This is a genomic window from Singulisphaera rosea (assembly GCF_054877945.1).
The window spans coordinates 26,689-51,958 of sequence record NZ_JBTYIP020000015.1 but is presented as its reverse complement, the minus strand read 5'-3'; the positions used below and the strand labels follow the sequence as shown (position 1 = coordinate 51,958).

16 protein-coding genes are annotated in these 25,270 nt (G+C 65.5%); 4 read left to right on the top strand and 12 right to left on the bottom strand.

The features are described from left to right. Positions 1–217 precede the first annotated feature (217 nt). On the bottom strand, positions 218–3,913 hold the full coding sequence (locus ACYOEI_RS23215) for a mechanosensitive ion channel domain-containing protein (RefSeq protein ID WP_462851990.1): 3,696 nt from the start codon (positions 3,911–3,913) through the stop codon (positions 218–220). Positions 3,914–4,633: 720 nt separating this feature from the next. Between ACYOEI_RS23215 and ACYOEI_RS23210 the strand changes: the two genes are divergently transcribed. Further along, positions 4,634–6,004, top strand: a complete 1,371-nt coding sequence (locus ACYOEI_RS23210) for a cobyrinic acid a,c-diamide synthase (RefSeq protein WP_462851988.1) — start codon at positions 4,634–4,636, stop codon at positions 6,002–6,004. Between the two features lie 446 nt (positions 6,005–6,450). Beyond that, positions 6,451–8,019: a HEAT repeat domain-containing protein gene (locus tag ACYOEI_RS23205; protein WP_462851986.1), complete on the top strand. Its 1,569-nt coding sequence runs from the start codon at positions 6,451–6,453 to the stop codon at positions 8,017–8,019. Positions 8,020–8,216: 197 nt separating this feature from the next. On the opposite strand, the gene ACYOEI_RS23200 is transcribed toward ACYOEI_RS23205, so the two are convergent. Together ACYOEI_RS23200 and ACYOEI_RS23195 are read right to left on the bottom strand one after the other, a co-directional pair. Further along, positions 8,217–9,617: a nucleotidyl transferase AbiEii/AbiGii toxin family protein gene (locus tag ACYOEI_RS23200; RefSeq protein ID WP_462851984.1), complete on the bottom strand. Its 1,401-nt coding sequence runs from the start codon at positions 9,615–9,617 to the stop codon at positions 8,217–8,219. Next, on the bottom strand, positions 9,581–10,249 hold the full coding sequence (locus ACYOEI_RS23195) for a hypothetical protein (protein WP_462851983.1): 669 nt from the start codon (positions 10,247–10,249) through the stop codon (positions 9,581–9,583). Before ACYOEI_RS23195 ends, ACYOEI_RS23200 begins: the two co-directional genes overlap by 37 nt. Before the next feature lie 179 nt (positions 10,250–10,428). Here ACYOEI_RS23195 and ACYOEI_RS23190 point away from each other — a divergent pair, with 179 nt between their 5' ends. Further along, the gene (locus ACYOEI_RS23190; RefSeq protein ID WP_462851982.1) at positions 10,429–11,142 is read left to right on the top strand and encodes a hypothetical protein; all 714 of its coding nucleotides are present in this window, start codon (positions 10,429–10,431) and stop codon (positions 11,140–11,142) included. An 18-nt stretch (positions 11,143–11,160) separates the two neighbouring features. Here the strand turns inward: ACYOEI_RS23190 and ACYOEI_RS23185 are convergent, their stop codons facing one another. After that, complete coding sequence (locus ACYOEI_RS23185; protein ID WP_462851981.1) at positions 11,161–11,811, bottom strand: hypothetical protein; 651 nt, start codon at positions 11,809–11,811, stop codon at positions 11,161–11,163. 129 nt (positions 11,812–11,940) lie between these two features. Here ACYOEI_RS23185 and ACYOEI_RS23180 point away from each other — a divergent pair, with 129 nt between their 5' ends. Further along, positions 11,941–13,542, top strand: a complete 1,602-nt coding sequence (locus ACYOEI_RS23180; RefSeq protein WP_462851979.1) for an oleate hydratase — start codon at positions 11,941–11,943, stop codon at positions 13,540–13,542. On the opposite strand, the gene ACYOEI_RS23175 is transcribed toward ACYOEI_RS23180, so the two are convergent. From ACYOEI_RS23175 to ACYOEI_RS23140, 8 genes are all read right to left on the bottom strand, one after another. Further along, positions 13,531–14,838 (bottom strand): MFS transporter, encoded by a 1,308-nt coding sequence (locus ACYOEI_RS23175; protein ID WP_462851977.1) that lies wholly within the window; start codon positions 14,836–14,838, stop codon positions 13,531–13,533. The two genes, ACYOEI_RS23180 and ACYOEI_RS23175, sit on opposite strands and share 12 nt — an antisense overlap. 38 nt (positions 14,839–14,876) lie before the next feature. After that, a complete protein-coding gene (locus tag ACYOEI_RS23170) occupies positions 14,877–17,330 on the bottom strand; it encodes a N,N-dimethylformamidase beta subunit family domain-containing protein (RefSeq protein ID WP_462851976.1) in 2,454 nt (817 codons plus the stop codon). 193 nt (positions 17,331–17,523) lie between these two features. Continuing rightward, on the bottom strand, positions 17,524–18,954 hold the full coding sequence (locus tag ACYOEI_RS23165; RefSeq protein ID WP_462851975.1) for a DUF1501 domain-containing protein: 1,431 nt from the start codon (positions 18,952–18,954) through the stop codon (positions 17,524–17,526). Positions 18,955–19,046: 92 nt separating this feature from the next. After that, positions 19,047–21,452, bottom strand: coding sequence for a DUF1549 domain-containing protein (locus ACYOEI_RS23160; RefSeq protein ID WP_462851974.1), 2,406 nt, complete (start codon positions 21,450–21,452; stop codon positions 19,047–19,049). Positions 21,453–21,477: 25 nt separating this feature from the next. Then, complete coding sequence (locus tag ACYOEI_RS23155; protein ID WP_462851972.1) at positions 21,478–22,146, bottom strand: GntR family transcriptional regulator; 669 nt, start codon at positions 22,144–22,146, stop codon at positions 21,478–21,480. 10 nt (positions 22,147–22,156) lie between these two features. After that, a complete protein-coding gene (locus ACYOEI_RS23150) occupies positions 22,157–23,062 on the bottom strand; it encodes an alpha/beta fold hydrolase (RefSeq protein ID WP_462851971.1) in 906 nt (301 codons plus the stop codon). After that, a complete protein-coding gene (locus ACYOEI_RS23145) occupies positions 23,059–23,982 on the bottom strand; it encodes a dihydrodipicolinate synthase family protein (protein ID WP_462851969.1) in 924 nt (307 codons plus the stop codon). Before ACYOEI_RS23145 ends, ACYOEI_RS23150 begins: the two co-directional genes overlap by 4 nt. 9 nt (positions 23,983–23,991) lie before the next feature. After that, positions 23,992–25,197: an enolase C-terminal domain-like protein gene (locus tag ACYOEI_RS23140; protein WP_462851967.1), complete on the bottom strand. Its 1,206-nt coding sequence runs from the start codon at positions 25,195–25,197 to the stop codon at positions 23,992–23,994. Between the last annotated feature and the right edge of the window lie 73 nt (positions 25,198–25,270).

Genomic DNA, 25,270 nt, shown 5'->3' with positions numbered 1-25,270 from the left:
CCCGACGGAATCAGGCGGGGGGGGGGAATGATAAGGCCGTGCAAGGCGATAGGTCTAGGCTACGACGACCCCAGTGGCTAAGGGAGCCGAAGCATGCGAGAGGATTTGGGGACTGGCACCAGCGCTCCGCAGCGGAGGCAGTCGCGGATCCTGGCTCCGCTCCGAAGTCATGAGGAGACTCTGCAGTGAGCCGTCCGTACGCGAGGTGATCGGGAGACTACTCGTCCACGCCGCGGTGGCAGTCCTCGACGGCGGCCGGGATGGGCTGGGTGGTGGCGTAGCGCGGGGGGGGCGGGACGACGTTGGCGCGGTCGAGGCGGTGGAAGTCGATGACCATCTCGGAGGCCTTGATCGCAGGGTCGCCCATGTTCTGGAGCCGGAGCTCGTGGGTCGGCAACGGGATGACGATGTCGGACTCCACGAACCGCTTCTGGATCTGCGAGAGGAGGCGGTGCCGGACGCGACTCCCCAGGCTCGGGTCGGGGACGTGGACGTGGAGCACGAAGATCAGCGCGGAGTCGCTGAAGTCTTCCATGAACGCGACGGGGAGCGGGTTCCGGAGCACGTCGACGTCTTCTCTGGCGATCTTCAAGAGGAGGTCGGTCACGACGTCCGGGTCGGTGCCGTGCGCGACCTTCATGCGGATCGAGACGCGGATCACCTTATCCTTGAGCGTCCAGTTGATCAGGTCGGTCGTGATGAAGGCGCGGTTGGGGACGATGATGCTCTGGTTGTCGCCGTTGATGATCGTCGTCGCGCGGATGTTGATTCGATCGACCTTGCCCGTCATGCCCGAGACCGTGACGACGTCGTCGACCCGGATCGGCCGCTCGAGGAGGAGGATGATCCCGCAGACGAAGTTCGAGACGATCTCCTGGAGGCCGAAGCCCAACCCGACGCCGAGGGCCGCAAGGACCACTCCGATCTTCTCCAGGCCGAGGTGGATCGAGGACAAGCCCGCCAGGAGGCCGACTCCGAGAACCGCGTAGCGGCAGAGCGTGACCACGGCGAAGCGGACGCCGGGGTCGTCTCGCATCTTCGGGAAGACGGCGACAGCAAAAAACGTGTTCATGTGGATCCAAATCGAGGCCGTCAGGCCCAGCACGACCACGCACTCGAAGACATCCCCGACCGTCACCGGCGTCTTGTTCATCTGGTCGACGATCCAGAGCTGCTGTTTGCCGACGACTTCGAAGAACGTCCAGTCGACGTTCCACACCCAGGCGGTGATGAATACGCCGAGGACCGGGACGAGGTAGCCAACAAGACGTCGAAGACGGTTGGCCAGGTCGTCGGGGGAGTTCGCTCCGGCCGGGGGGGGCTCCGCGGACGGGGTGGCATGTCCCGTGCGAATCCAGCGCCACGCGTGGTGGTCGATCGCGCGGAGGAGCACGGCATAGAACACCCAGCAGCTGGCGAAGACGACGAGCCCCTGCCCGATGGCGATCGAAAGCCGAATCGCCGTGAAGCTATAGCCGAGCGCGTCGAGCGCGATCACACCGCCGAGCCCGAAGAGGGCCGTCCCGAAGACGATCCGGCGCCTCCGGTTCAACCAGCCGAACCGCTCGGAGCACTGGATGAGCCACTTGGACAACGGCGACTGGCCCGAGATCAGTCGGATGACGACGCCGAAGAGCACGACCTCGATCCCCAGGCCGAGGAGCCGGCTCAGTGACGACGCCGTGATCGGGCGGCCCGACGGGGCGATCAGCCCCTGGTCGAGCAGCCAACGGGGCACGAACAAGGGCAAGACGATGGCCGCGACGATCGGCACCGACTTGCGCAACTGCGCGGGCACGTCTTGCGGGGCCGACAACGCGACCTCGGCCCAACCGCCCGGCCTCAACATCCAGCGCAGGAGCCCCGCGAGGAATAGCAGCGGCACGACGATGGCGAATCCCGCCGCGATGGGCAGGCCCACGCTCTTCGGCCAAGGTCCCTGGCGGACGGCATACGCCAGGAGCCCGACGTACGACGGCCAGACCGCCGAAAAGCTCGCCCCCACGAGCAGGACCCGGGCCGACGAGAGCCACGAACTCGTCCGTCTCGACTCCTCGAGCCGACGCTCGAGCAGGGCCCTGAGGCGATACATCGGCCAGGGCAGCAGGAAGAGGAAGGCCACCGCCACGAGGAATTCGAGCGAGACCCGTCCCCAGAGCGTCGGGTTCGCGGCCTCGACCGACAGCCGGACGATCGACTTGCCCACGAGGAAGATCTCGCGCTGGGATTGCGCCAAGGTCGTCGGCCCGAGCGGCTCCTGGTCGCGCACCCAGAAGATGTGGGTGAGGATGAAGCCATACTGGTCGTCGAGGACCTGGAGCCGCCGGGTGATCTGGTCGAGCGTCAATTCGCAGCGCTTGGCCATGTTCTCGAGGGCGGCCCGGTTCTTGTTCAGCAGCTCGAGGTGCTGGCGATCCAGGTCGACGAAAGCGGCCCTCGCCTCCGCGTGCCGCTTCGCGGGGATCTGCTCGAGCAAGGTCTCGTGTTCGTACTGGTCGGCGCGAACATCCGAAGAGATGTCGTATTCGGCACTACTCAACGCATTTTCATAATAAGTCAGTTGTCGCGTGGCCGCCGCGAGCTCGTTGGCGACGATCCTCGCGCGGAGCGGGCCGATCCGCCGGAACTCGTTGTTGAACCGGACGGCGTCGAGATGACTCACCCGATGGTCGGCGAGTAGGTTCTTGAGGTTCTCGAGGTCCGTGTCGGCGGTGTTGGCCAGGCTCAACTGCTCTTCGAAGGTAGGTGGGATGCTCGAGGCCAGGGCGTTCTCGTTCTTGAGCACCTGGGCCTGGAGCTCGAGCAGTTGCGCCGACCAACGGGCACGGTAGCGGTCGAGCGGGTCGTTCGAGAGGTCGGCACGCTTCTGAGCATTGGCCGCCGCTTTCTTGAGGGTGCTCTGCTGACTGTTGGAAAGCGTCTGGTAGGTCGACTGCATCACCTCGAGCGTCTTGGCGGCGAGCGTGGCGTGGGCCTCCTCGACCTGCTGGCCCTGCTCGCCGAGCTTGTCCCGTTTGTTCTCGAGGCTGACCCGGGCCCGGAGCGCCAGGAACGTCTCGGTGTGGACTTTCGCCTCCCAGTCGAAGTTCGCCAGCCGTTCATCGGCGAGGGATTTCTCGTCGGGGGTCTTGGCCGACGCGCAAGCGGCCACGCGCTCGGCCCGGCGCGGCTTGATCGAGGCGACCTGTTGGTGTTGCTTGTCGCGCTTGGTCCGGAGCTCGGTGAGGATCGCCGTGCCCTTGGTCGCTTTCTCGGCCCGCAGTTGGTTGAGCTTCGTCCGTGCTTCCCGCATGTCGGCCTTGGCGCCGTCGATCGCGTCCCGCATCTCGGCGCAGAGGGCTTCGTCGACCTGGGCCGCCGGCTTCTTGAATGCGTTCGGCAGGAGGCCGGTGGGATTTTTGGCAGCCTGCTCGAGCATCGACTTGTACTTGGCGAGCTCGACCTTCAGCTCGCCCGCCTTGACGACCGGGTCGACCTTGGGATGCTCGGCGTCCTGGCGTTCCTTGTAGGCGGCGTCCCACTTGTCGAGCCAGTGGATCCGCTCCTCGAGGATCTCGCGAAGGGCCTTGTCGCCGGCCGCGAGGGTCTTGTCGGGAGTCTCGGTCAGGGACTTGAGACGCCCTTGGAGTTCGACCCGTAGGGCTTTGACGTCGACCGGGGTGGTCTCGGGGTCGACGATCGGCTCCTCTTCGGTCCGAGACGCGTCGGGAGTGGCCGGAGCCGCGGCTTTCGGAGGAGGAGCCGGTGTCGACGGCGTGGGTGGCAGGCTCCCCGCCTTTTGAGGCTTCGGCGCAGCCTTATCTTGAGGAACGTCCGCCGGGGAGGTCGGGGTCCCGGTGGGTTGAGGCTTCGGCGCGTCCGAAGGTGCCGGGGTCGCCGGCGCGGGGGACTCGGCCCCGATCGTCGGTGACACCGTTTTTTCCGTGACAGGTGTCGATACCACCGGTTCCGGGACGGCGGCCGGATCGGTCGGCTCGTCTCCTCGGACTGCGATCGCGCCCGACAACACCACCAAAGCCGGCGCAAGGCGTCTTGCCCAGGTCGCTCCCATCCTTGGCTCGCTCCCCGAGAGTTGTAGAGTCATTGCGGCCATCTTTGGCCGACTCGGATGTCTGGACAACGCAGGGCCGCGTGCAGGGTCGATCATGCCGGGGCGGCCCGAGGGCCGAACATCCCGAAGCACCCGACGCCGTGCCGAGGGGCCTTCTCGAGCGAGGAAAGACCGAGCATGGTCCTCCCTCGCCACCTCCAATCATTACGCAGAATCCGGCTGTCTTGTTAGACGTCTCAGGAGAATCGTCCCAAGGCGCCGAATCGGCCGACTTAGACACGCTTCCGGGTCGATTTCCCCGTCCCAAGGCCCGGGGCGGTGAGGGTAGCCCAAGGCCTCCTGGGGGGCAAGCCGAAATCCCGGAGAGGGAACTCCGGTCTTGACCGGGCCGCGGTTCGCTCTATCATTCCTAACACTCACGATTGGCTGGAGAGCCCCGTCTCCGGGGAAGAAAGCCCGTCAAGCACTCATGCCCGTGTGTTCATTAAGCAGAAGATGAGGAACGGTCGGCGACTCCCCTCTCCGGGAGACCCAACCTCCGTCGTCATCGCGCCCTCAAGAATCCGAAATATCGGTACGCGTATGATCTACCTTCCTCGTCTGGCCTTGGCAACCCCCGCATCGGGGCCGGAGCCCTCGCTGGCGAGCCTGGCTTGGCTCGCGGGCCTTACCGAGCGGCGTTGTCGCGTTCAGCACTTCCGGTCGCGGGCCTGCCCGCTCGGGATGGAAGCCGTGGGTCAGGTGACGGGGTTGCCGGGACGGCACCTCGACGCCTGGCTGATGCCGGATGACATCTGCCGAAAGTTGTTCGCGCGGGGTGTCCGCAACGCCGACCTCGCGTTGGTGGAAGGGACGTTGGAAGGTCTGAGCCCGCTGCCGGAAGAAGCTCCCTTCGACCGCCCCGGCGAGCTCCGCCCCATCGCCGAGGCACTCGACCTCCCGGTCGTGGCCGTGATCCACTGCCAGCCCTGGAAGGACTTCCATCTCCCGAAGCTCCCCGAAGGGATTGATGCGGTCCTGCTCGACGGCCTGGAAAACCCCTCCGATTACGAGGCCTATCGCAGCCTGATCGGCCTGATGGTCAAGAAGCCGGTCATTGGCGCGGTCGAGGCCTTCCCCGAGATCCGCTCGGCCTTGCGTGATACCCTGAAAGACCAGAGGCTCCCCGAGCCGATGGTCCGACAACTCGGGGCAAGCTTCCTCCGATTCGCCGACCTCTCCTTGATTCAATCACTGGCCCGGAGCCGCCCCTGCTCCTGGACGCCGGTCGAGACCGACGAGCCGCGCGAAGCCCATCGCTTCCGGGTCGCGTACGCCCAAGACGAAGCCTTCGGCTCGTACTTCCCCGACACGCTCGAGACGCTCGAGCTCCTCGGCGCCGAGCTGATCGAGTTCTCCCCCTTGCGGGACGAGACGCTCCCCGAGGCGGTCGACCTCGTCATGATCGGCTGCGGCTTCCCCGACAAGCACGCCGACGAGCTCGCCGAGAACCTGAGCCTCATCGCCTCGCTCCGCTCGCACGTCTGCCGAGGCCAGCGGATCTACTCCGAAGGGGGAGGCACCGCCTACCTCGGCCGCTCGATGATCCTCGACGGCCGCCGGGTCCCCGGCGCGAACATCCTCCCCTTCGACGCCGAGCGGCTCGCGGTCCCGACTCCCCCGACCCCGGTCTCGAGGACGTTGACCAGCGACGGCTGGCTCGGCGAACGTGGCACGGTCGTCCGGGGTTACAACCCGGGCCGCTGGCGACTCCTCCCCGGAGGAGGCGACCGGTTCGACTGTCCCTCCTGCTTCGGCCGACTGACCGCCGAGGGCGACATCGCCTATCACCACCACGCCATCGGCAGCCTCATCCACCTCCACCTCGGTGCCCTCCCCGAAGTCGTCTCCGCCTTCGCCGGCCCGCACCGGCCTTCGCTCTCACTCCCCTCGGCCCGCGGCCGTTCCTGTTGACCGACCGGTCAACGGGATTCACCGGTGTTTCGACCCCGACCCCGACCCCGACCCCGCCTCGTTACGAACAGGCGGGGTCGTTCGATTTTTTCCGACCGCGTCCCGAGCCGCACGACAACCCGCGATACTACGTAAGCACATCACATGCTTTGAGATTGGGATTCGTGTTTCTCGCGAGTCCTCGTTGAAGAACCGCTATGATGATGTCACATCGGGAGACCAATTCCCGAAGCAGCCGGGAAATCGTCTCGTAGCCCCGAATCTCGGACAACGGGCCGCTGTCATCGGGGCTGAAGACTTGTCCCGAAACCTGTTTTTCCTTAAAAAACGGGTTTCTGCCGCAACCGTCGTGAGTTGGCACAGAAACTCGTTTTTTAAGAAAAACAACAGGTTTCGGGACGGAGATGGACGCAGGGAGTTTTGATCCCGATACGAGGAAAGCCGCCATGCATTTGAGCCGGCGATCGTTACTGGCCAGACTCGCGAAGCTGGTCGCCGTCATCGCCTGCTCCGCCATGTTCTTCCTCATCGTGAAGCGCGATCATGACACTTCGCCACTCCGGGAGACGATCCGCAGTCTTTCCGAGGGAAACCAGAACGAACGCCTCCTCGCCGCGCGGGATCTTGGCATATCTCAATCCGAGAAGGCCATCCCCGCCTTGATGACGGCGTTGCATGATCCGGCGGACGCGGTTCGCACGGAAGTGATCGTCTCCTTGAAACTCTTCGGCACGCGAGCCTCAGCCGCCGTCCCGGAGTTGTGTGGGATGCTCCGCGAGGACCGGGATCCTCGCTTCCGTCGTGCCGCGGCCGAGGCCCTGGAATTGATCGCAATGCCGACGGCCGTGCTCGGGTTGATCGACGCCTTGGAGGATCCCGACGAAGACGTCCGAGCCGCCGCAGCCAAGGCATTGAGCCGGATCGGACCAGGAGCCTCAAGCAGTCTCCCCAATCTGATCGCGCATCTCGAGCGGGACTCGTCGGCGTCGATGCGAAGAATCTGCCTCGGTGCCCTGATACCTTGCGCGGGTAAGCCAACGAAGGAGCGGGACCGAGTCGTGACATCCCTGGTGCGAGCCCTTCAGGAGGATCCCGATGCGGGGGTCCGTTTTGCGGCCGCGAATACGCTCACCACGGTCGTCAGGGACGCTGCCCCTACGACATTCCCGCCGACTCAACCGCGACGATTACCCAAGGGCCTCGTCGATCAAACGGTCCCCCGACTCATCGAGGCGCTCGACGATCAGAGCCGGGAAGTCCGAGAGGCGGCGGCCTCGGGGCTGGCCTGGATAGGGCTGGAAGACGAGAGGGTCGTCCCGGCGCTTTGCCGTGCCGTCCGAACGAGCCGAGAGCCCTCGGACACGGCCCGTCAGCTCTGGGGAGTCTGGATGTACTTCGCCGACGACGAGCCTTCCCTCGAGACCGCGGCAGTCCGTTCCGCGTTACAGGCGTTGCTGGACCTCCTCGACATGAAGTCACCGGAAGTCCGCGGCCCCGTGTTGTCCGCGCTCTTCAAAATCGTCTGGGTCGACCATGGGACTCGCGACGATTCCTGGCGTGAAGAGACCCTCCGAGCGACTCAGGCCGTCCTGGCCATGATCGAGGACGAGCACGAAGATCGGCAAGTCCGAGTCGAGATCCTCTATCAGATGGGGAACGCAACCGAAAGGATCACCTCGGAGGCCATCCGATCCGTTTGCAAGGCCCTCGCCAGCATCGACTCCGAGGTGCGGACGAACGCCGCACAGGTGCTTTGCACCAGGTCCCGCGAACACCGCGATCCGGCCATGCTCCGAAATGCCTGGCATGCCGCCATCCCAACACTGATCACTGCCCTGCGCGATCCCGAGTTCCAGGTCCGTCGCTTCGCCGCGTCGGCCCTCGGCAACCTGGGTCCTGAGGCCATGGACGCGCGTGAGCCGCTGAGCAAGCTCGCCCGCGAGGATCCAGATCCGGAGGCCCGCCATTTGGCCTCGGAAGCGATCAAGTCCGTCGGCGGCCCATCGAGCCGATGATCGACCGCGGCCTGAAATCAAGCTCCCCTCGGGACGAAACCGAGCCCTAGCCGGAAGAAGGTTTCACCACAAAGGCACAAAGGACACAAAGGACCATCGAAGCAAGTCCGAAGGGTATTGGTTCTCTCTGGCCCCTCTTCTTTGTGTCCTTTGTGCCTTTGTGGTGGAATCCTCACGCGCTGAGAGCCCAGTGGAGATCAGCGAGGAGTGTCGAAATCTTCCTGCCTCGGTGATCGGGAGGAAGCTCCTGGGCCACGCGTGTCTTGGCTCTCATCGACGACTACGACCGAATGAGATCGCCCGCTCGTGATGTCGTGGAGGATCTGATCGATCACCCAGCACCCTCGTGTGTGGGGCCCCGGCTTCAAACAATGTTCAAGGATGTCGGGGCGGTCGCAACCGGCCTCAAGGAGGGCATCGTAGAGCATCGGCAAGTCTTCCCAGGCACGGTCGGCGAGGATCCCTCGAGCGACATCGACGACATTCGACCTGAGCCAGGCCGAGGCAATCCGGTTGGGGTCGTCCGGGGCGAGGTGCGCCGTCGGAGTCGGGGCGAAGAGGGGGCTGATCGCCAGTTCCAGGCGGTTCTTCCAGTGGGCTTCGTCCCCTTCGACCCAGGGATACTCTTCGGCGAAGTGTTCCCATTCGACATCCAGACGGGACACGAAACTGGATGCAGTCAACTCACGAATAAAGCGATGTTCTCCGCCCGCTGCTTGAAATGTTCCGTCGAGGATCACTCGAGACGGCGAGCACCGCTCCGCGAGAAGGACCGCGTCGTACAGGTCTTTCCCCTGCCCGTGCATATCGGACCAGAGCCAGAGGAGTTTCCAGGCGAGCGACTGCGCCTTGGTGGCCGCCCGGACCGAGACGCACCCGCCGTCCGTGATCGGCATGGCCACTCGGGAATCGGGATCGGAGAGGGTCTCGCCGAAAGTCACGTCGACCTGGACGACCCCGCCAGGAAGCCCTTCGACTCGCCAAGGAAAGACGGCCCTGCGGCCTGGAGTTCGCTCGTAGGTCCAGATTTCGTCGGTCGCCACACCCGCGCGATCCAAAGTGATCTCCTCGGGTGCCGGGCCTGCGAACACCGCCTCGACAAGTCGATCGATTAGGAACTGGGAGTCATGGTTCGCCCTGTCAACAACCGAGACCCAATCCAGGTCACCGGGCTCGCGGGAGAGATTACCGAGCCAGGCCTTCAAAAGTCGGCTGCCCCTGAGGATGAGGTGATCTCCCAGTTCCGACTCGGCGATCCGTCGCAGGACGTGATCGGTGATCCGGCGACGATGGGCCGCCCATCGACGGCCGGTCTCCTCATCCTGGAATTCCGGATCCCCGGGCCGGAAGGCGGATGGATAGTGCAACAGCGCGGGGTCGAACCGGCTGGGGCGCAGGGCCCCGTCAACCGGCATCCCCGCTTGGAAGGAGCGGGGTAGCCCGGTCTTCGAGGGGGCTGCCGGCTCGGGGGGCGACGCAGGCGTCGGGACCTCGGAGATGACCGGGAGCGAGCCGGATTCGGGACCGAGTTTCGGTTCGGGCGGAGCCGCCTGCTTGCCGATCACTCGCTTGAAGAATTGCCAAGGATTTCCGGACATGGACGCCCTCCGCGCTCGAGCCATCCCGCGTCGACCTGGGGATTGCTGTCGTAGACAACATACTCTTCCTCGACGTTCAGAACCGCATAGTCATTTGACCGTAGGACGGTCACCAGGCCGCGTAGCCTCTCGACGGCGGTGCTTCGGCCGACGTGATAGCAGCGCTGCGTGACGAACCGCTCGCTCCGGCCGTCGGGCAGACGACTCCTGGCGTTCCTCGAAAGATGCGCCCCATGCGTCTCGGCCAGGTCTCCCAGCGCCTGCAAGTCGGTTTCCGGATCGAGGACCAGTTTGATGTGATGCTCGAAGTAGCGAGTCGGGTGGGAGTCCGCATCAACATCCGAATCCGGGACGTCCCCATTCCAGGGGGCCGCTTCGATCTTGACCCGAGCAGCGACGAACCCCGCCTCGTCCAGGGCTCGGCAAAGCTCGAGCGCCTCGGCCAAATGTTCCGAGAGATGTCCTCGACCTCGGCGACTCACCATCGGCTGCGAGGGAGTCACACCGCGGTCCAGGACGATGTGGTGAAACTTCAGGCCGCGCTCCACCGCCCAATTCCGCACCGCCTCGATCTCGGTATCGTCGAGCCCCCCGACCGTGACGTGCGTCTCGAACTCCCCGGTGAATTCCACGGTGGCCGTCCTCGCCCTGTACGACGACTTCCGGCCAACGACGCCGAATCCTCATTCGAGATCGATGGACCTGGACTTCCACCAGTGTAACGGCCTTCAACGCCCCGGCCAGGATCCCGGTAGAATCTCAGAGGCAAATGGTATGACCCACAGTACGAGCGGGAATCGAGACTGGGACGATGCAGCGAGCAAAACAAGGAGTGAAGGCCTGGTCCCTGATGGCCGCCGTGGCGATCGTGGCCGTGGTCCTCGCGGCGGCCCGTCCCGATAGCGCGCCGGGCGCCGCGGTCGCCATTGTGGGGGCGTGCATCGCCTACCTGGCGTTTAAGACGTACGCCGAGAGGATCTCCCTGCGACAGGCACAGGGGCTCTCGACGAGCCGATGGCTGAAGATATGCCTTGGATTCTCCAGTTCGGCCACCGCGATTCTCATCCTCGGCCTCTCGGATCTCGCCTTCTTGATCGGTTACTTCGGCTTCTTGAAGATCGCCTCCGAGGTGGTTGTAAGTAGCCACTGGACGCCTTACGCCGACGCCGGCTACATGCTCACCGGCGGCTTGTTCGGGATGATCTTCGCCCTCGTTGTCGCATCCACGTTGAGGCGAAGAACCCGGTCGCAGCCAGACCCGGACTCGAGCCGGCCTCGGCGATGGGCCGGGCTCTGGCCGATTGGATTGGTGTTGCTGCTCGGGGCCGCGTTGGTCGCAGAAGAACTGCGACAGCGATATTCGTTCTGCCGGATGATGGCGGAATACCACGCTGGGCCGGAGGCGAAGGCCGACGGCCTGGCCAACGCTGCCACACACGCGTGGCTCAAGCAGTGGTACGAGCGTGCGGCGATCCGGCCATGGCTGCCTATTCATCCCAGTCAAGTCCCGACTGGGATGAAATAGTGCAAACACTTTGGCTCATCAGACAGAAATTGTGGAATCCGTCGAAGAGCGACGCAGCCTCCGGCGATGACGAATGACCAGTCCCGTCGTCAGCGCCAGATAGAGCGAGACGGTCGCTGGCTCAGGCACGGTTGGCGGATCGATCGACAGGGTGGTCTCGAGGACCCCATTCACACCGCCAGAGACGAACCCGCTGAGGTGGATCCGCTCCGGGTGCTGGGCCAGGTCGAGGAGCCAGGGAGAAATTCCGGATGTTGCGTTCCAGGCCGAGTCGGCACCGATTACGGCCGCAGTCCCCGTGAAGCTCCCCGACAGGGCTGAACTCGTCCAGCTCGTGTCATGGTAGACTTTTCCGTCGAGGCTGAGGGAAAGGTCCAGTGCGGGAGACCCCAACGGCGCACCGGAATTGATCCAGACGAAGCCCGATCCCTTGATGGGAGCCGAGAAGTCGCCCCAGGCATTGTGGGGGTTGAGAGGTAAGTCCCAGGTGACTTTCAGGCCTTGCGACGGATCGCTTACCGTGAACGACTGATTGAGATTTAAACTCGTGACACCGCCGAGGTTAACTGATCCCCCGAGATAAAATTCGATAGGATCCGCTACGGCCGAGAGGGGGGCCATCATGAAGAAGCCGACAAAGCATAAGCTGAAGAGCGTGGATCGGCGCATACGGTTCTTCCTTGAACAGAGGATTGAGAGTTCAGGGCCTCTCACACACGAATCGTAAAGAAGTATGATCCAGGATGGCCCGATCTGTCAATACAGTCATCACGTCACCACGGAGGAGAAACCAGTATTATGAATAAATCCACGGAATCCCACGTTTGGATCATCGGCGGGGGCGTCGCCGGCATGGCCGCGGCGGCCTTCGCGATCCGGGACGGGCGCGTCCCCGGAAGCCATATTCATATCCTCGAGCAGCTCCGTATCGAGGGTGGCTCGCTCGATGGCGCACCGGCCCCGAATCAGGCGCACGCCTGGGTGACGCGAGGCGGACGCATGCTCGAGGATGAAGCCTACCTCTGCACGTGGGACCTGTTCGAGTCGATCCCCTCTCTCAAGGATCCGCGACGGAGCGTGCGCCAGGAGATCATCGATTTCAATGAGCGGGTGAGGACCGACGCCAAGGCGAGGCTGATCGGCGACGACCATGAAATCCTCGAGGCCTCGCACTACGGCCTCGACACCGCGGACCGCCTCGAGATGATCCATCTCATGGGCCTGCCCGAATTGAGGCTCGGTGCCCGCCGGATCGAGGACGTCTTCGCCGAACACTTCTTCGAGACGCATTTCTGGCAGATGTGGCGCACGATGTTCGCCTTCCAGAAGTGGCACTCGGCGGCCGAGATGCGGCGCTACATGATCCGCTTCGTCCAGGAATTCGACCGGATCCACACGCTCTCCGGAGTCCGACGTACGGTTTACAACCAGTACGACTCGATGATCGTCCCGCTCCAGCGCTGGATGGACGCGCAAGGGGTCGACGTCCGATTCGGGGTCGAGGTTGTCGACGCGGATTTCGAGGGCGCCCGGTCAGGCACCCCCGGCCCCCGCCGCGTCCGTCGACTGCACCTCATCACCCCGAATGGCCCCGAAGTCATCGAACTCGGCGAGCATGATCACGCCCTCTTCACCCTGGGCTCGATCACGGCCGACACCACATACGGGGGCAATGACGACATCCCGGAGTTGATCCGCGACCGCCGAGACGGGAGCTGGCGGCTCTGGGAGACCTTGGCAGAGAAGGCCGAAGACTTCGGCAGGCCGACGGCGTTCTGCAACATCGACGAGCACAAGTGGGAGTCATTCACCCTCACCATGCGCTCCCCTGCCCTCCTGGACCGCATCGTGGCCTACACAGGGAACGAGCCCGGTACCGGCGGCCTGATGACCTGGATCCACTCGGGCTGGCATCTCTCGATCGTCGTGCCGTTCCAGCCGCACTTCCCCGACCTGCCACCGGGAACGACGACGCTCTGGGGCTACGGCTTCGAGATTGACCGAGTCGGTGACTTCGTGAAGAAAAAGATGTCCGAAGCCACGGGGCGCGAGATCCTTACGGAGCTGGTCTACCAACTCGGCTTCGAGGACATCCTGGAAGAAATCCAGGCCACGACCGACGTCACAACGGTGATGATGCCGTATGCCTCCTCCGTCTTCGCCTGCCGCTCGCCCGGCGATCGGCCGAAGGTGATCCCTGCTGGTGCCGGGAATTTCGCCTTCCTCGGACAGTTCGCCGAGATGCCCGAAGACGTCGTGTTCACCGTGGAATACTCGGTCCACGGCGCTATGCTCGCAGTCTACCAGTTGCTCGGAATCGACCGCGAGATCCCGCCCATCTATCAAGGCCTGCTCGACCCAAGCGTCGCCATTGCGGCGATCCGCGCATCATTCCAATAGTCCCAAGCGAACTTCCGGCTTGGCGGTGGGTGCGACCCCCAACCAGAGGCCCGCACCGACGATCACGATGGCGCCGGCGGTGGCAAGGCTGAGTCGCCAGCCCATGTCGGGTCCGTAGGACTGGGCGAAGAAGGTGCCCAGGAGCGGGGTTAGGCAGGGGGAGAGGGTCCCGCCGGCGTTGCCACCGGCGTTCATGAAGCCGGCGGCGGTGCCGCCGAACCGGCCGCCGAGCTCGACGACGGAAGTCCAGAAGACCCCCTCGCAGACGCCGATCAACGCGGCGGAGATCATGAAGGCGATCACCGTGGTCTGCGCGTTCGGTCCGAGCAGGCCTAGCTCGAAGACGAGACCGCTGAGGAGCATGCCGCAGGTTGGGACGATGATGCGCCGGACCTTCGGGGAGAATGACTTGGGTACGTGGTCGGCCAGCCAGCCGCCAGTGGCCATCCCCACGCCCATGGCGAGGGTGATCGCCGAATTGTATCCGCGCGCGACGCTCACGGGCTGATGCTGGATCGTCTCGAAATAGTAACCAATCCAGTAGAAGAACAAATACTGAAAATATCCGTAGGCGGCATAGCTCAACGTGATGCAGACGATGCTCCGGCTCCGGAGGACTTGAAGAATCGCCCGGGGGTCGAATGCGGGGCGAGCTTCGAGCTCGTCGGTCGTCGCATCATCGGATGATCGCCGCGTGCCGACGGTCCAGATGAGCGTGACGAGCAAGGTGAGACCGCCGGAGATGAGGAACGCGACGGGCCAGTCGACGCGGTCGATCAACATCCCCATGGCGTAGTAGGCGACCGCCATCCCGACGCAGGCGGCGAACGTCACCAGGCCGTTCGCGAAGGCCCTTGATTCCGCGGGGACGTGGCCGAAGACCATTCGGGCCGACGCGGGGTGGAGGGGTGCGTTGACCATCCCCAGGAGGGACCTGACGATCATCAGGCCGAGCCAGACCGAGACGACTTGCTGACCGGCGAGCCCGACGACGCCCGTGAGGGTCACGAACACCGTCGAGCCGAGGCCGAGCAGGATGAGCGAGGCCCTCGCCCCGAACCGGTCGATGAACCAACCACCAGGGATCATCGCCGCGGTGTAGAAGACAAGGAAGGCCGAGTAGATCAGGCCCATATCCTTGGCGCTGATCCTGTAATACGAATCGGGGATGATCCGCTCGGCCCCCGCCACCGTGATGCCGATGCGGTTGAAGTGCCCGCAGGCGACCATCAGCATCAGGAGGAGGACCGTGCTGCGGCTGCGCAAGCTCACCGGGGCGGCGGTTGTTGATGCCACGGGGGGGCTCTCGACGGGTTTGGGGACGGGTACGAGGATCACGCAGGCTTGACGCCGAAGTGGCTCAAGACGTTGTGCATCAGACCGGCCCAGCGCGGGTCGGCCGAGAGGGTGGAGCCGGCGTTGATCGAACCGGCGTGGAAGACCCGGCCGCCGGCCGGTCGCTCCCAATAGATCATCTCCGAGGCGACTGAGATCTGAGGGGCCTTGGCGAGCGGCACCCCGCGTTGGAAGTAGTCCCAGGCGAACGGGAGCTTGGTGATGTCGCCGAACCCTTCGGCCAGGAGAGTGATGCCGGCAGGGTCCTCAGTGGGCTGGATTCCCCCTTCGGGCGGGGGCTCGACCAGGAACTTCGCGATCGTCGAGACACGCACGTCCCCCTCGTGGCCGATCGGCTGCGGGAGGGCCTTGCCCGGCGTGTCGGCGAACGCGTCTCCGACCTTCATCCCGAGATCGTTCGGCTCCTTGAAGAGGGAGTGTTCGGGGTTGCTGACCTTGTACGGGCCCAGGCCCGGGGCGCCGACGCCCATCATCGAGAAATACTCGAGGCCGAACAACTGCCAGGCGGGGGAGCCGCACTCGCGGAGCATGCCCCCGCGCAGGCCGTCGTGACTGTGCCAGGCCTCGCCGCGACGGTCGGCGCGGACCTGGGTGCCCGGCGCATCGGCCTTGCGGCATTCGATGATACTGGCGTCCTCATTGAAGGTCACGCGCCAGAACGCCGTGTTTCCCGAGAGGACCACCGCGTTCCCCCCGCCGTCGAGGAACCGCCCCATCGTCTTCATCATGTCGGTCGACCAGTACTCGCTGTGGCCGACGACATAAACGACCTTGTACCCGTCGAGGGCGTGCGGGTCGAGGTGGAGGTCGGTGTCGCTGAGGACGTCGTAGTTGTACCCCTGGGTCTCGAGCCAGGCCTGCGTGAACCGGTCCTGGCGGCAGAGGTGGCTGTAGTCCCAGTCATCCGGCCCGACGATGGTATATGGCCCGGCCACCGGCCAGGGCATCCGGAACCCGAGTTGATAGGTCCCCTGCCCCGCGCGGTGCGGGCGGTAGAAGCAGTAAGCAGGAGGGTCGCCAGGGCTGTTGTCGAATCCGTTGTTGCCGATCGCCTTCTTGATCCCCTTCCAACTCGGGCTGAAGGGGGTCGCCGAATAGGCCTTCCAGCTATTCGTCGCGCAGAGGAAGGCGACCGGCGCCTTGGGCCTCGAGGTCGCCCGCTTGACGACGAAGAGCGTGTGATAGAGCCGTTCCTCGCCCTCGAACGTGAATCGGAAGCGGCCGACGTAGATCCCCGATCGGGCCGACTCGGGGAACCGATACTCGTGCGTCGCCTTCCACCGACAGTCGAACAGGTCGTCGGACGCAAGCCGCAGGCCGTGTCCGCGTTCCGGGTCACCGGCCGGGGTATAGCCGCCGAAGCGGGGGACGTCGACGTGGAAGCTCGGGCCTCCGATCATCCACGTCCCGTTGTTGATGATCCGACCGTGCCTCGCGTCTGGCCCGGAGTCGGCCAGGCGGTCGCCCTTCTCCTCGTCAAGCGGCCAGCAGGCCAGGAGCTTCGGGTCGGAGGGCTTCACGAGCCCCCGTGTCGCGAACCGCGCCGCAATTTCCGTCGGCGCGAGGGCCCGGCCGTAGATCGCGGGCATGGCCAGGTCGGCGTCGAGGAATGACGAGGCGACTCCGTCGAGTCCCGAGGCTCCGATTCGCAGGGGCGCAGTCCCGGCCTTCGGCGGGCCGGCTTGCGTCCATTCGCCGACCTTCGCACCGTCGACCCAGACTTGCTTGGACGAGCCGTCGAAGACGGCGACCACGTGATGCCACTGGTTCGTGACCACCGAGCTCGGCGTGTTGTCCGGGAAATGCTCCAACCCCTCGGGGTTGATCTCCATCCGGAGTTGGCCGGGCGAGGTCGTGTGGAGATTCGCCGCAACGAACGGGCCGCCGTCCCCCGCGTAGAACCCGAGCGAGCCGTCTTCGTTGACGAAGAGGGCGAAGCCGCATGCGTTGGGCTCGTCGAACTGGCCCAGGATGGCTTGTCGGCCGATTGTTCGCCACCGCCTGATCCAGACCTCGAGAGTCAGGGCCGGCAAGGTTGATCCTGCATCCAGGCCCTTGCCCACGACGACATACGAGCCGGGATGGATCGGTTGAGTCGCCGCGGGAGAGGGGCCGAACGAGTGGAGGACCTCGTCGCGGGAGGGGCCGTCGACGTCGGTCCCGAGCCGGCAGACCTGGAGCTCGTAAGGATACGAGCTGCTGACGTGAAATCGGATCGCGTCCCCCGCGGCGACGCTCACCTTGTCGGTATAGGCGTGGATCCCGACGACCTCGGACGGCCGATGGGGTGGAATTGCCGCGGAATCGACCTTGGTCCCGGCGGCGGCCTCCGGGGCAAAGCCCGCCGCACGCAGCTCGGAGGCGACGATCGTCGAGGAAGCCAGGGCCGTCCCGGCCGCGGCCAGGAACCCACGTCGCGTCTGGTCGGTCATGCTTCGGGGCTCCGGGGGCAGGGTCGTTGGATTTTTAGCCACGGATGAAACACGGATTGAACACGAATCAGAACATTAAATTTTTAAAACACATTTTCATTTTTTTAATAATTTTCAATCTTTCTTATCCGTGTTCAATCCCTGCTTCGTCCGTGGCCAAAAAAATCCGTGGCCAAAGTCCGATACGAATGGGTCAAGCGAGGATGCCGTCGATGATCTCGCCATGGACGTCGGTCAGGCGGAAGTCGCGGCCGGCGTAGCGGTAGGTCAGGCGTTTGTGGTCGAGGCCGAGCAGGTGGAGGATCGTGGCGTGGAGGTCGTGGACGTGGACCTTGTCTTCGACCGCGAAGTAGCCGTAGTCGTCGGTCTTGCCCCAGGTGAGACCGGACTTGATCCCGCCGCCGGCGAGCCACATGGTGTAGCCGTGGGGGTTGTGGTCGCGGCCGTCGGTGCCTTCGCAGGTGGGGGTCCGGCCGAACTCGCCGCCCCAGACCACGAGGGTTTCGTCCCAGAGCCCGCGCGACCGGAGGTCGGTCAACAGCCCTGCGATGGGCTTGTCGATCGATCGGGCGAGGCGGCCATGGTCGACCTTCAGGTTGTTGTGGGCGTCCCAGCCGCCGAGGTTGCACTGGACGAACCGCACCCCACGCTCGGAGAACCGTCGGGCGAGCAGGCACTGGGTCCCGAAGTCGGCGGTCGTGGGGTCGTCGAGGCCGTAAAGCGAGCGGGTGGCCTTCGACTCCCGGGTGAGGTCCTGGGCCTCGGGGGCCTCGGTCTGGAGGCGGTAGGCGAGCTCGAACGAGGCGATGCGGGCTTCGAGCTCGCTATCCGGCCCGCGATCGGGCGTCTGGCGATGGTCCATCCCGGCGATCAGGTCGAGTTCGAGGCGCTGGAGGTCGCGCCGAGCGGAGCCGTCGCCGATGAAAGGGATCTTCGCCTCCTGGGGTTTGAGGCCGGAATGCCCGAGCATCGTCCCCTGGTAGGCGGCGGGGAGGAACCCCGAACCGAAGTTGTTCGCCCCGCCCTGGGAGAGGTCCTGGCAAATCGTCACGTAGCCCGGGAAGTTCTGGTTCTCGCTCCCGAGGCCGTAGGTGATCCACGAGCCCATGCTCGGCCGGACGAAGGTGTCGGTCCCGGTGTGCCACTCGAGCACGGCGCCCCCGTGCCTCGAGTTGGAACAGTGCATCGAGTTGATCACGCAGAGGTCATCGGCCCGACGCGCCAGGTGCGGGAAGAGCGAGCTGACCCAGGTACCCGCGTCCCCGTGCTGGCGGAACTCGAACGGGGTGCCGACGAGGTTGCCCATGCGGTTGGGAAAGGAGACCACGCGAGGGCGCTGGTCTGCCGGGAGGGCCTTCCCGCTGTCGCGAGTGAGCAACGGCTTCGGGTCGAACGTGTCGAGATGCGATGGCCCCCCGAACATGAACAGCATGATGACCCGCTTCACCCTGGGGGCGAAGTGCGTCGGCCGGAGGGCCAGCGGATTCGTCGCCCCCGAGGCGGCCGCCTCTTCCGCGAGCATGGCCGATAATGCCAGGCCGCCGAACCCCGCGCCCATGCGGCCGAGGGCCTCGCGTCGCGAGAGGCGATGTTCATCGCGCGGTGGCTTGGATCGAGAGGTCATCGGCGTTCTCCCGCGGGTGTCGAGTGGCTCGGTCTTCGGAGCCAGTCTTAAAACCCGAATTTTTCTTAAATGCCGGGTTTCCGCATCATCGCTTAATCAACATAGACAAACTCATTTGACGAAAGGAGGGCGCGGCAGAGCCCCTGCCAGGCGAGGCGGCGGCGGCGGTCTGGCGCTTCGGCGGCCAGGCTCGGCGCCTCCTGATAACGTTCCAGGAACGCGGACCAATCGGCGACTTCATCCTCCTCGACCTTTCGGCCGTACAGCAGGAGGCCGGCTCGCTGCATCCGATCGCGGTCGGTCGCGTCTTTGCCAGCGAGAAGACTCGAGGCCAGCCCCTCCGACGCGACGCCCATGACCCAGCCGTTCATCATGAAGAGGGCCTGGGACGCGACGGTCGTCGTCACGCGATCGCCGTTGGAGACGGCCGGGTCGGGGAAATCGAAGGCCTGGAATTGATCGCTCAAGGCGCTGCGGAGGACCGGCAGGTAGACGCTTCGTCGCTTGGAGCGGTCGAGCTCGGCCAGCCGCGCCACGCCGGTGACGGACAGGTTCTGGAACGGCGAGGGCGTGAGCAAGGTTCCCCCCATCGCCGCGTCGAGCTGGCCGCCGACGGCGAGGAGCGCGTCGCGGAGGACTTCCGCCTCCATCCGCTTGCGGGGCATCCGCCAGAGGAGCCGGTCTTCGGGGTCGGACTTGGCAGCCTGCTCGTCCCATCGGTTGCTCATTCGATAGACGCTGGAGAGCATGATCCGGCGATGTAAGGCCTTCAGGGACATCCCGTCCTCGACGAAGGATGTTGCGAGCCAGTCGAGGAGCTCGGGGTGAGTCGGCAACTGGCCGAGCTTGCCGAAGTTGTCGACCGAGGGGACCAATCCCTGGCCGAAATGCCAGCGCCAGACGCGATTCACGATCACGCGGGCCGTGAGCGGATTCTCGGGCCCGGCGAGCCAGCGGGCCAGCTCGAGCCGCCCGCTTTGCGACGCACCGAGGGGAGTCTGCTTGCTACCCGCGAGGACCGTCGGGAACCGCCTGGGGGAGAGCGGGCCTCGCGTGAGGTGGTTGCCTCGGAGGAAGATCTCGACGTCGCCGACGTTCCCCTCGGCGACCGACATCGCCTTCGGGAGTGCGGCGTACTCGGCCTTCGCGTCCTCGAGTAGCTTGGTGCGGGCGACGCGCTCCTCGGCCGACATCGCGTTCGTGTTGCCGTTGACGAGTGCGTTGTCGTGCCGGTCGATGATCTGTTCGAGGTCCTCGAGCCGGAGCGCCGCCTGCGTCGTGCCGAGGCCCGTGGCGTTCCACTTCGAGTCGACGCGGTACGAGATCATCGTCCGGGTGCTCTTGAAGATCCCGGCCAGGGCGTAGTAGTCCGCCATCGCGAGGGGGTCGAACTTGTGGTCGTGGCAACGGGCACAGCCGATCGTGAGCCCGAGGAAGACCCGGCCGGTCGTGTCGAGCTGCTCGTCGACGATGTCCATCTGCTGCTTGACCGGGTCGTCCTCGGCCAGCATCTTCGGCCCGAGCGCGAGGAAACCGGTCGCCGTGATGAGCTCGTCCCTGCGGGAAGGCTCCTGATCCGCCAGGAGGTCGCCGGCGAGTTGCTCCTCGAGGAAGCGGCCGAACGGCTTGTCGGCGTTGAAGGAGGCGATCACGTAGTCGCGATAGCGCCAGGCGTCCGAGTACGCGAGGTTGTCGTCCATCCCATTGCTGTCGGCGAAGCGCGCGACATCCAGCCAGTGTCGTCCCCAGCGCTCGCCGTACCGGGGTGATGCCAACAGGCGGTCAACAACTCCTTCGAAAGCCTCGGGGGATGGATCCTGGAGGAACGCCTCGAGCTCCTCCGGCGCCGGGGGGAGGCCGATGAGGTCGAACGAGGCCCGTCGGATCAACGTCCTCTTGTCGGCGGCGGGCGCCGGTTGCAGTCCGGCGGCCTCGAGTTTGGCGAGGATGAACCGGTCGATGGGCGACTTCGGCCACGACTCGTCGCGGACCTTCGGCTCCTCGGGCGAGACGGGGGGCTGGAATGCCCAGAAGGACCGGGCCGCCTGGTCCCATTCCTTGGCCAGGCCACCTGTCGAAGCCGATGCGGGCGACGACGAAGGTGTCCCCGACGACGGCCAGGGAGCCCCCATCTTGACCCAGGTCGCGAGTGCGTTGATCTCTGCCGGCTCGAGCTTCGACTTCGGCGGCATCGCGACGGCGCCGTCGTGCCGGACCGCGAGGATCAGGAGGCTCCGGTCGGGCTCTCCTCGGACGATCGCGGGGCCGGAGACGCCCCCGCGCAACAGCGAGTCGAGCGAGTCCACGCGGAGCTTGGCCTTCCCCTGGCCGGAGGCGGGCCCGTGGCAGTCGTAGCACTGCTCGACGAAGACCGGGCGGATCTTGTTCTCGAAGAACGCGACCCCTGCCTCGTCGGCAGCCGACGTCGGCCGGGCGATGACAGAGGAAACGAGCCCGAGCGCCAGGATCCCAACTGCGGCAAGCCGTGAGCGGACCAAGGGAATTCCTCCGAGACGGGCAGGTTCACCGGCCGGCGCCGAGGGCGATTTGCAATTGAAGTTGCAACGAATGCTCACAATGCTCGCGCATCGCACGCTCGGCGACGTCGAGGTCTCGGGTGCGGATCGCCTGCACGAGCTCGACGTGCGTGCGGTTGGGGACCGACAACACGCCCCGATTCGCGGCCGACTCGATGGCGAGGAGCCGGACGAGGTGGCACGAGCCGAGAACGGCGTGGAGGGTGGGAGCCCCGGAGAGGTCGGCCACCATGAGGTGGAACTCCAGGTCGCGCCGCCTCGACTCCGAGAGTTTCTCTTCGATGTCGGTCAGGCGGTCGACTTCCTCGGCGAGTGCTTCGAGCTCGTCGAGCTTCCGGTCGGTGATCCTGTCGGTGCAGCGCCGGATCGCCTCGCATTCGATGGCGATCCGGAGGACGTGCTGGCTCCGCACCGTCTCGGCGTCGAATCGCTTCACGCGTGCCCCGTAGTTCGGTTCGAAGTCGACGAGCTGCTCGTGGACGAGCTCGCGGACGGCCTCGGAGACGGCCCCGACGCTCATCCCCAGGGACTTCGCGATCGGCCGCAGGGTCAGGTGGGTGCCGGGGGGGAGCCGGCCGTCGAGGATCTGTTCGCGCAGTTCCAGGAACGCCTGGCGGGCTTTGGACATCGCGGTCCCGGTCAACAAGTCGCTCACGAGAAAAGCCTCACTTGGAATCCCGACCGAACTGGCGGTCGAAGAACCGAAAGGTCGCTTGCTCGGCCTGCTCGAGGTGGGCCCCCGACAGCCCATGACCTCCCCCTTCGATCGGCAGGAGGTAGGCCTCAACCTCGGCCGAACGCAGCCGCTCGTAGATCCAGACCGACTGCACGAACAAGACATCCTGATCCGCCGTCCCATGGACGATCAACGTCGGGGCCGCATTCGGCGTAACCCAGAAAAGTGGGCTGGCGCGAACATGCAGCTTGCGCGTCTCCGCCGAAAGATCCGCCCCGAGGAACCCCTTGAAAGCCTCCGTCGCCCCCTTCCACACCCCGTATTCGCGGGTGAAGTCGCTGGCCTGGGCCCACGCCGCGACGCAGGAGACCCGACTGCTGACCCGGTCGCCGGCGGGGACCTCGCCATCGAACTCGCGGACGTCGTTCGTCACCGCGAGGAACTGGGCGAGGTGCCCCCCAGCCGAGCTCCCCATCGCACCGATCCGTTCAGGGTCGATCCCATACTCGGCGGCGTGGGCTCGGAGCCAGCGGATCGCCGCCTTGCAGTCCTGGATGTGCGCGGGCCAGCGATGCTTCGGCGACAGGCGATAGTCGATCGTCGCGGCCGCATACCCCCGGCGGGCGAACTTGCGGCAGAGCTCGTCGTAGTCCTCGCGACGCCCCCCCGAGAAACCGCCGCCGTGGATGCAGACGACCGTCGGGAACGGGCCGGATCCCTCGAGTGGCCGCACCAGATTGAGCGCGAGCACCTCGCCGCCGGCGCGGGAGTAGACGATCCCCGACTGGAACCTCACGTCATCGCCCAGGACCGAGGACGACGACGCCAGGTGCAGGAGAACGACCAGGCCGATCGAGCTTCGATGGAGGCCCATTCTCGAACGTGTCAGGCTCACGACGCCCTCCCCGCGGAAGTCGCGACGCCGACCGGCATCGGGCCGAGCGACCGGGCTCCCCTTGCGATCATCTCCAGGCCGAATGCATTTAGCTCCTTGCCGAGACGGTGGTGAACGGGCGAGATCCCCAGGCGTCGGGCCAGGACCTCGCGTGAACCGGTGACGAAGTGATTGATCGAGCGCTCGAGGTAGACGAGCGTCGGCAGGATCTCCGCGTACACCGCCTCGGCCTCCTCGACTCGCCCGGCCTGGGCGTGGTCGAAGATCGCGGGGGTGCGGTCCAGGGTCTCCGCGCCGGGGATGATCCCGACGGCCCCGGCCCGGAGCTCGTCGATCATGTCGAGACCGCCGCGGCCGACGAACAGTTGAAAGATTCCGCCGGTCTCCTCGACCAGTCTGGCAGTCACGTCGGGAGCGTCTTCGGTCTTGAGCAGGGTAACGTTCGGGTGCTGCCGGTTCAGCGAGACCAGGCCCGCCGGAGACAACTGGATCCCGAGATAGATCGCGGCGTTCTGGACGGCGATCGGCAATGGGACTGCGTCCGCGACTTTGCCGAAGAAGCGGAGGAGTTCGATCTCGGCGACGTCGCCCACCGGAGGCGGCTGAAGAATCAACCAGTCGGCCCCGACTTCTGCCGCGAACTTGGCGAACTCGACCTGCCCTCGCGTGGTGTTCTCGCCGACGGTGACGGAGAGCGGGAGCCGTCCTCCCAACGCCTCGGCGACCGCAGCCACCGCGCCCCTGCGCTCGAGCATCGAGAGCTTGTTGATCTCGGTCCCGAGCCCCATGACCCCGACGCCGTGGCAGCCGGCTCGGACCGCCGCGTCGACCTGGACGCGCCACATCGAGCGGTCGATCTGGTCGTCGGCCGTGTAGAACGGCAAGAGCATCGGGTAGACGCCCGCAAAGTCGGCTTTCATCGAGGGTCCTCAATCACGGGGCAGCAGGTACTCGGAGACGACGGCCTCGTTGAGCTCGACGCCCATCCCCGGCTTGTCCGAGGGCGTAATGTGCCCGTCGCGGGCCACGGCGTCGCCGATGAACAGCTCGGACAGGAACGTGTCGCCGTCGCGATAGTCGGGGGGGAGATACTCCGACATCGGCGAGTTGACGTGCGACATGATCAAATGCTGGTTGTGGTAATTCTGCGAGTGGGGGATCACGGGGAGGCTGAATGCCGCCGCCAGGGCCCAAATCTTCTTCGCCTCGGTCACACCTCCCACCCGGTTCACGTCGAGCTGGACGTAGTCGACGCACCCTCGCGTGATCAGTTCTTTGAACCCATAGCGCGTGAATTCGTGCTCGCCCCCGGCGATCGCGGTGTGCGTCGAGGCCCGGATCCGCGCGTAGCCGTCGAGGTCGTCGGGGATGACGGGCTCCTCGACCCAGGCCAGGTGGTAGTCCTCGAGCATGCGGATCATCTCGATGGCGTACTGGGTCGTCCACCCCATGTACGCATCCGCCATCAGGTCGACGTCGTCGCCGATCGCCTCACGCACGGTGCGGACGAGCTCGACGTTCTTCCTCATCCCCGGTCGGCCGTCCTGCGGCCCGTACCCGAACCGCATCTTGACCGCCGTGAACCCGTCCTCCACGTATCCGCGGGCCATCCTGGCCAGGCGCTCAAGGTCGCGGTCGGCGTAGAGGTAACTCGCATACGCCCGGATTCTGTCGCGGGTTCGCCCCCCGAGGAGGTTGTAGACCGGTTGCCGCGTCGCCTTGCCGAGGATGTCCCAGAGCGCGATGTCGATGCCGCTGATCGCCTCGAGGACCAGGCCCTTCCGCCCGATATTGATCGTGGAGCGGTACATGAGCTCCCAGAGCAGTTCGACGTCGAATGGGTTCCGCCCGAGGATCAATGGCGCGAGGATCTTCTCGACGATGTCTGCCATCGCCCGCGACCCGAGGCCGATCGCACCGAGACCCGTCAGGCCCTCGTCGGTCGTCACCCGAACCAGGACGTGGAAGACAGGATCGCTGCGGAGGTCGACCGGCATGTTGAAGAGCGCGGCACCTCGTTGGCGCCCGCGCCGGCCCTCGTCGTAGAGGGCGTCCAGCGGACTCGTCAGCCACCAGTCGAACATCTCGAAGTCCGGCTGCCGGATCCGCAACGCCTCAACTCGCGATATCCTCATACCCAACCCTGTTTCCGAATCTTGATCGCACAATGTTCGAACAACCGGATGATACGCTGGCCCCTCGGCCTCG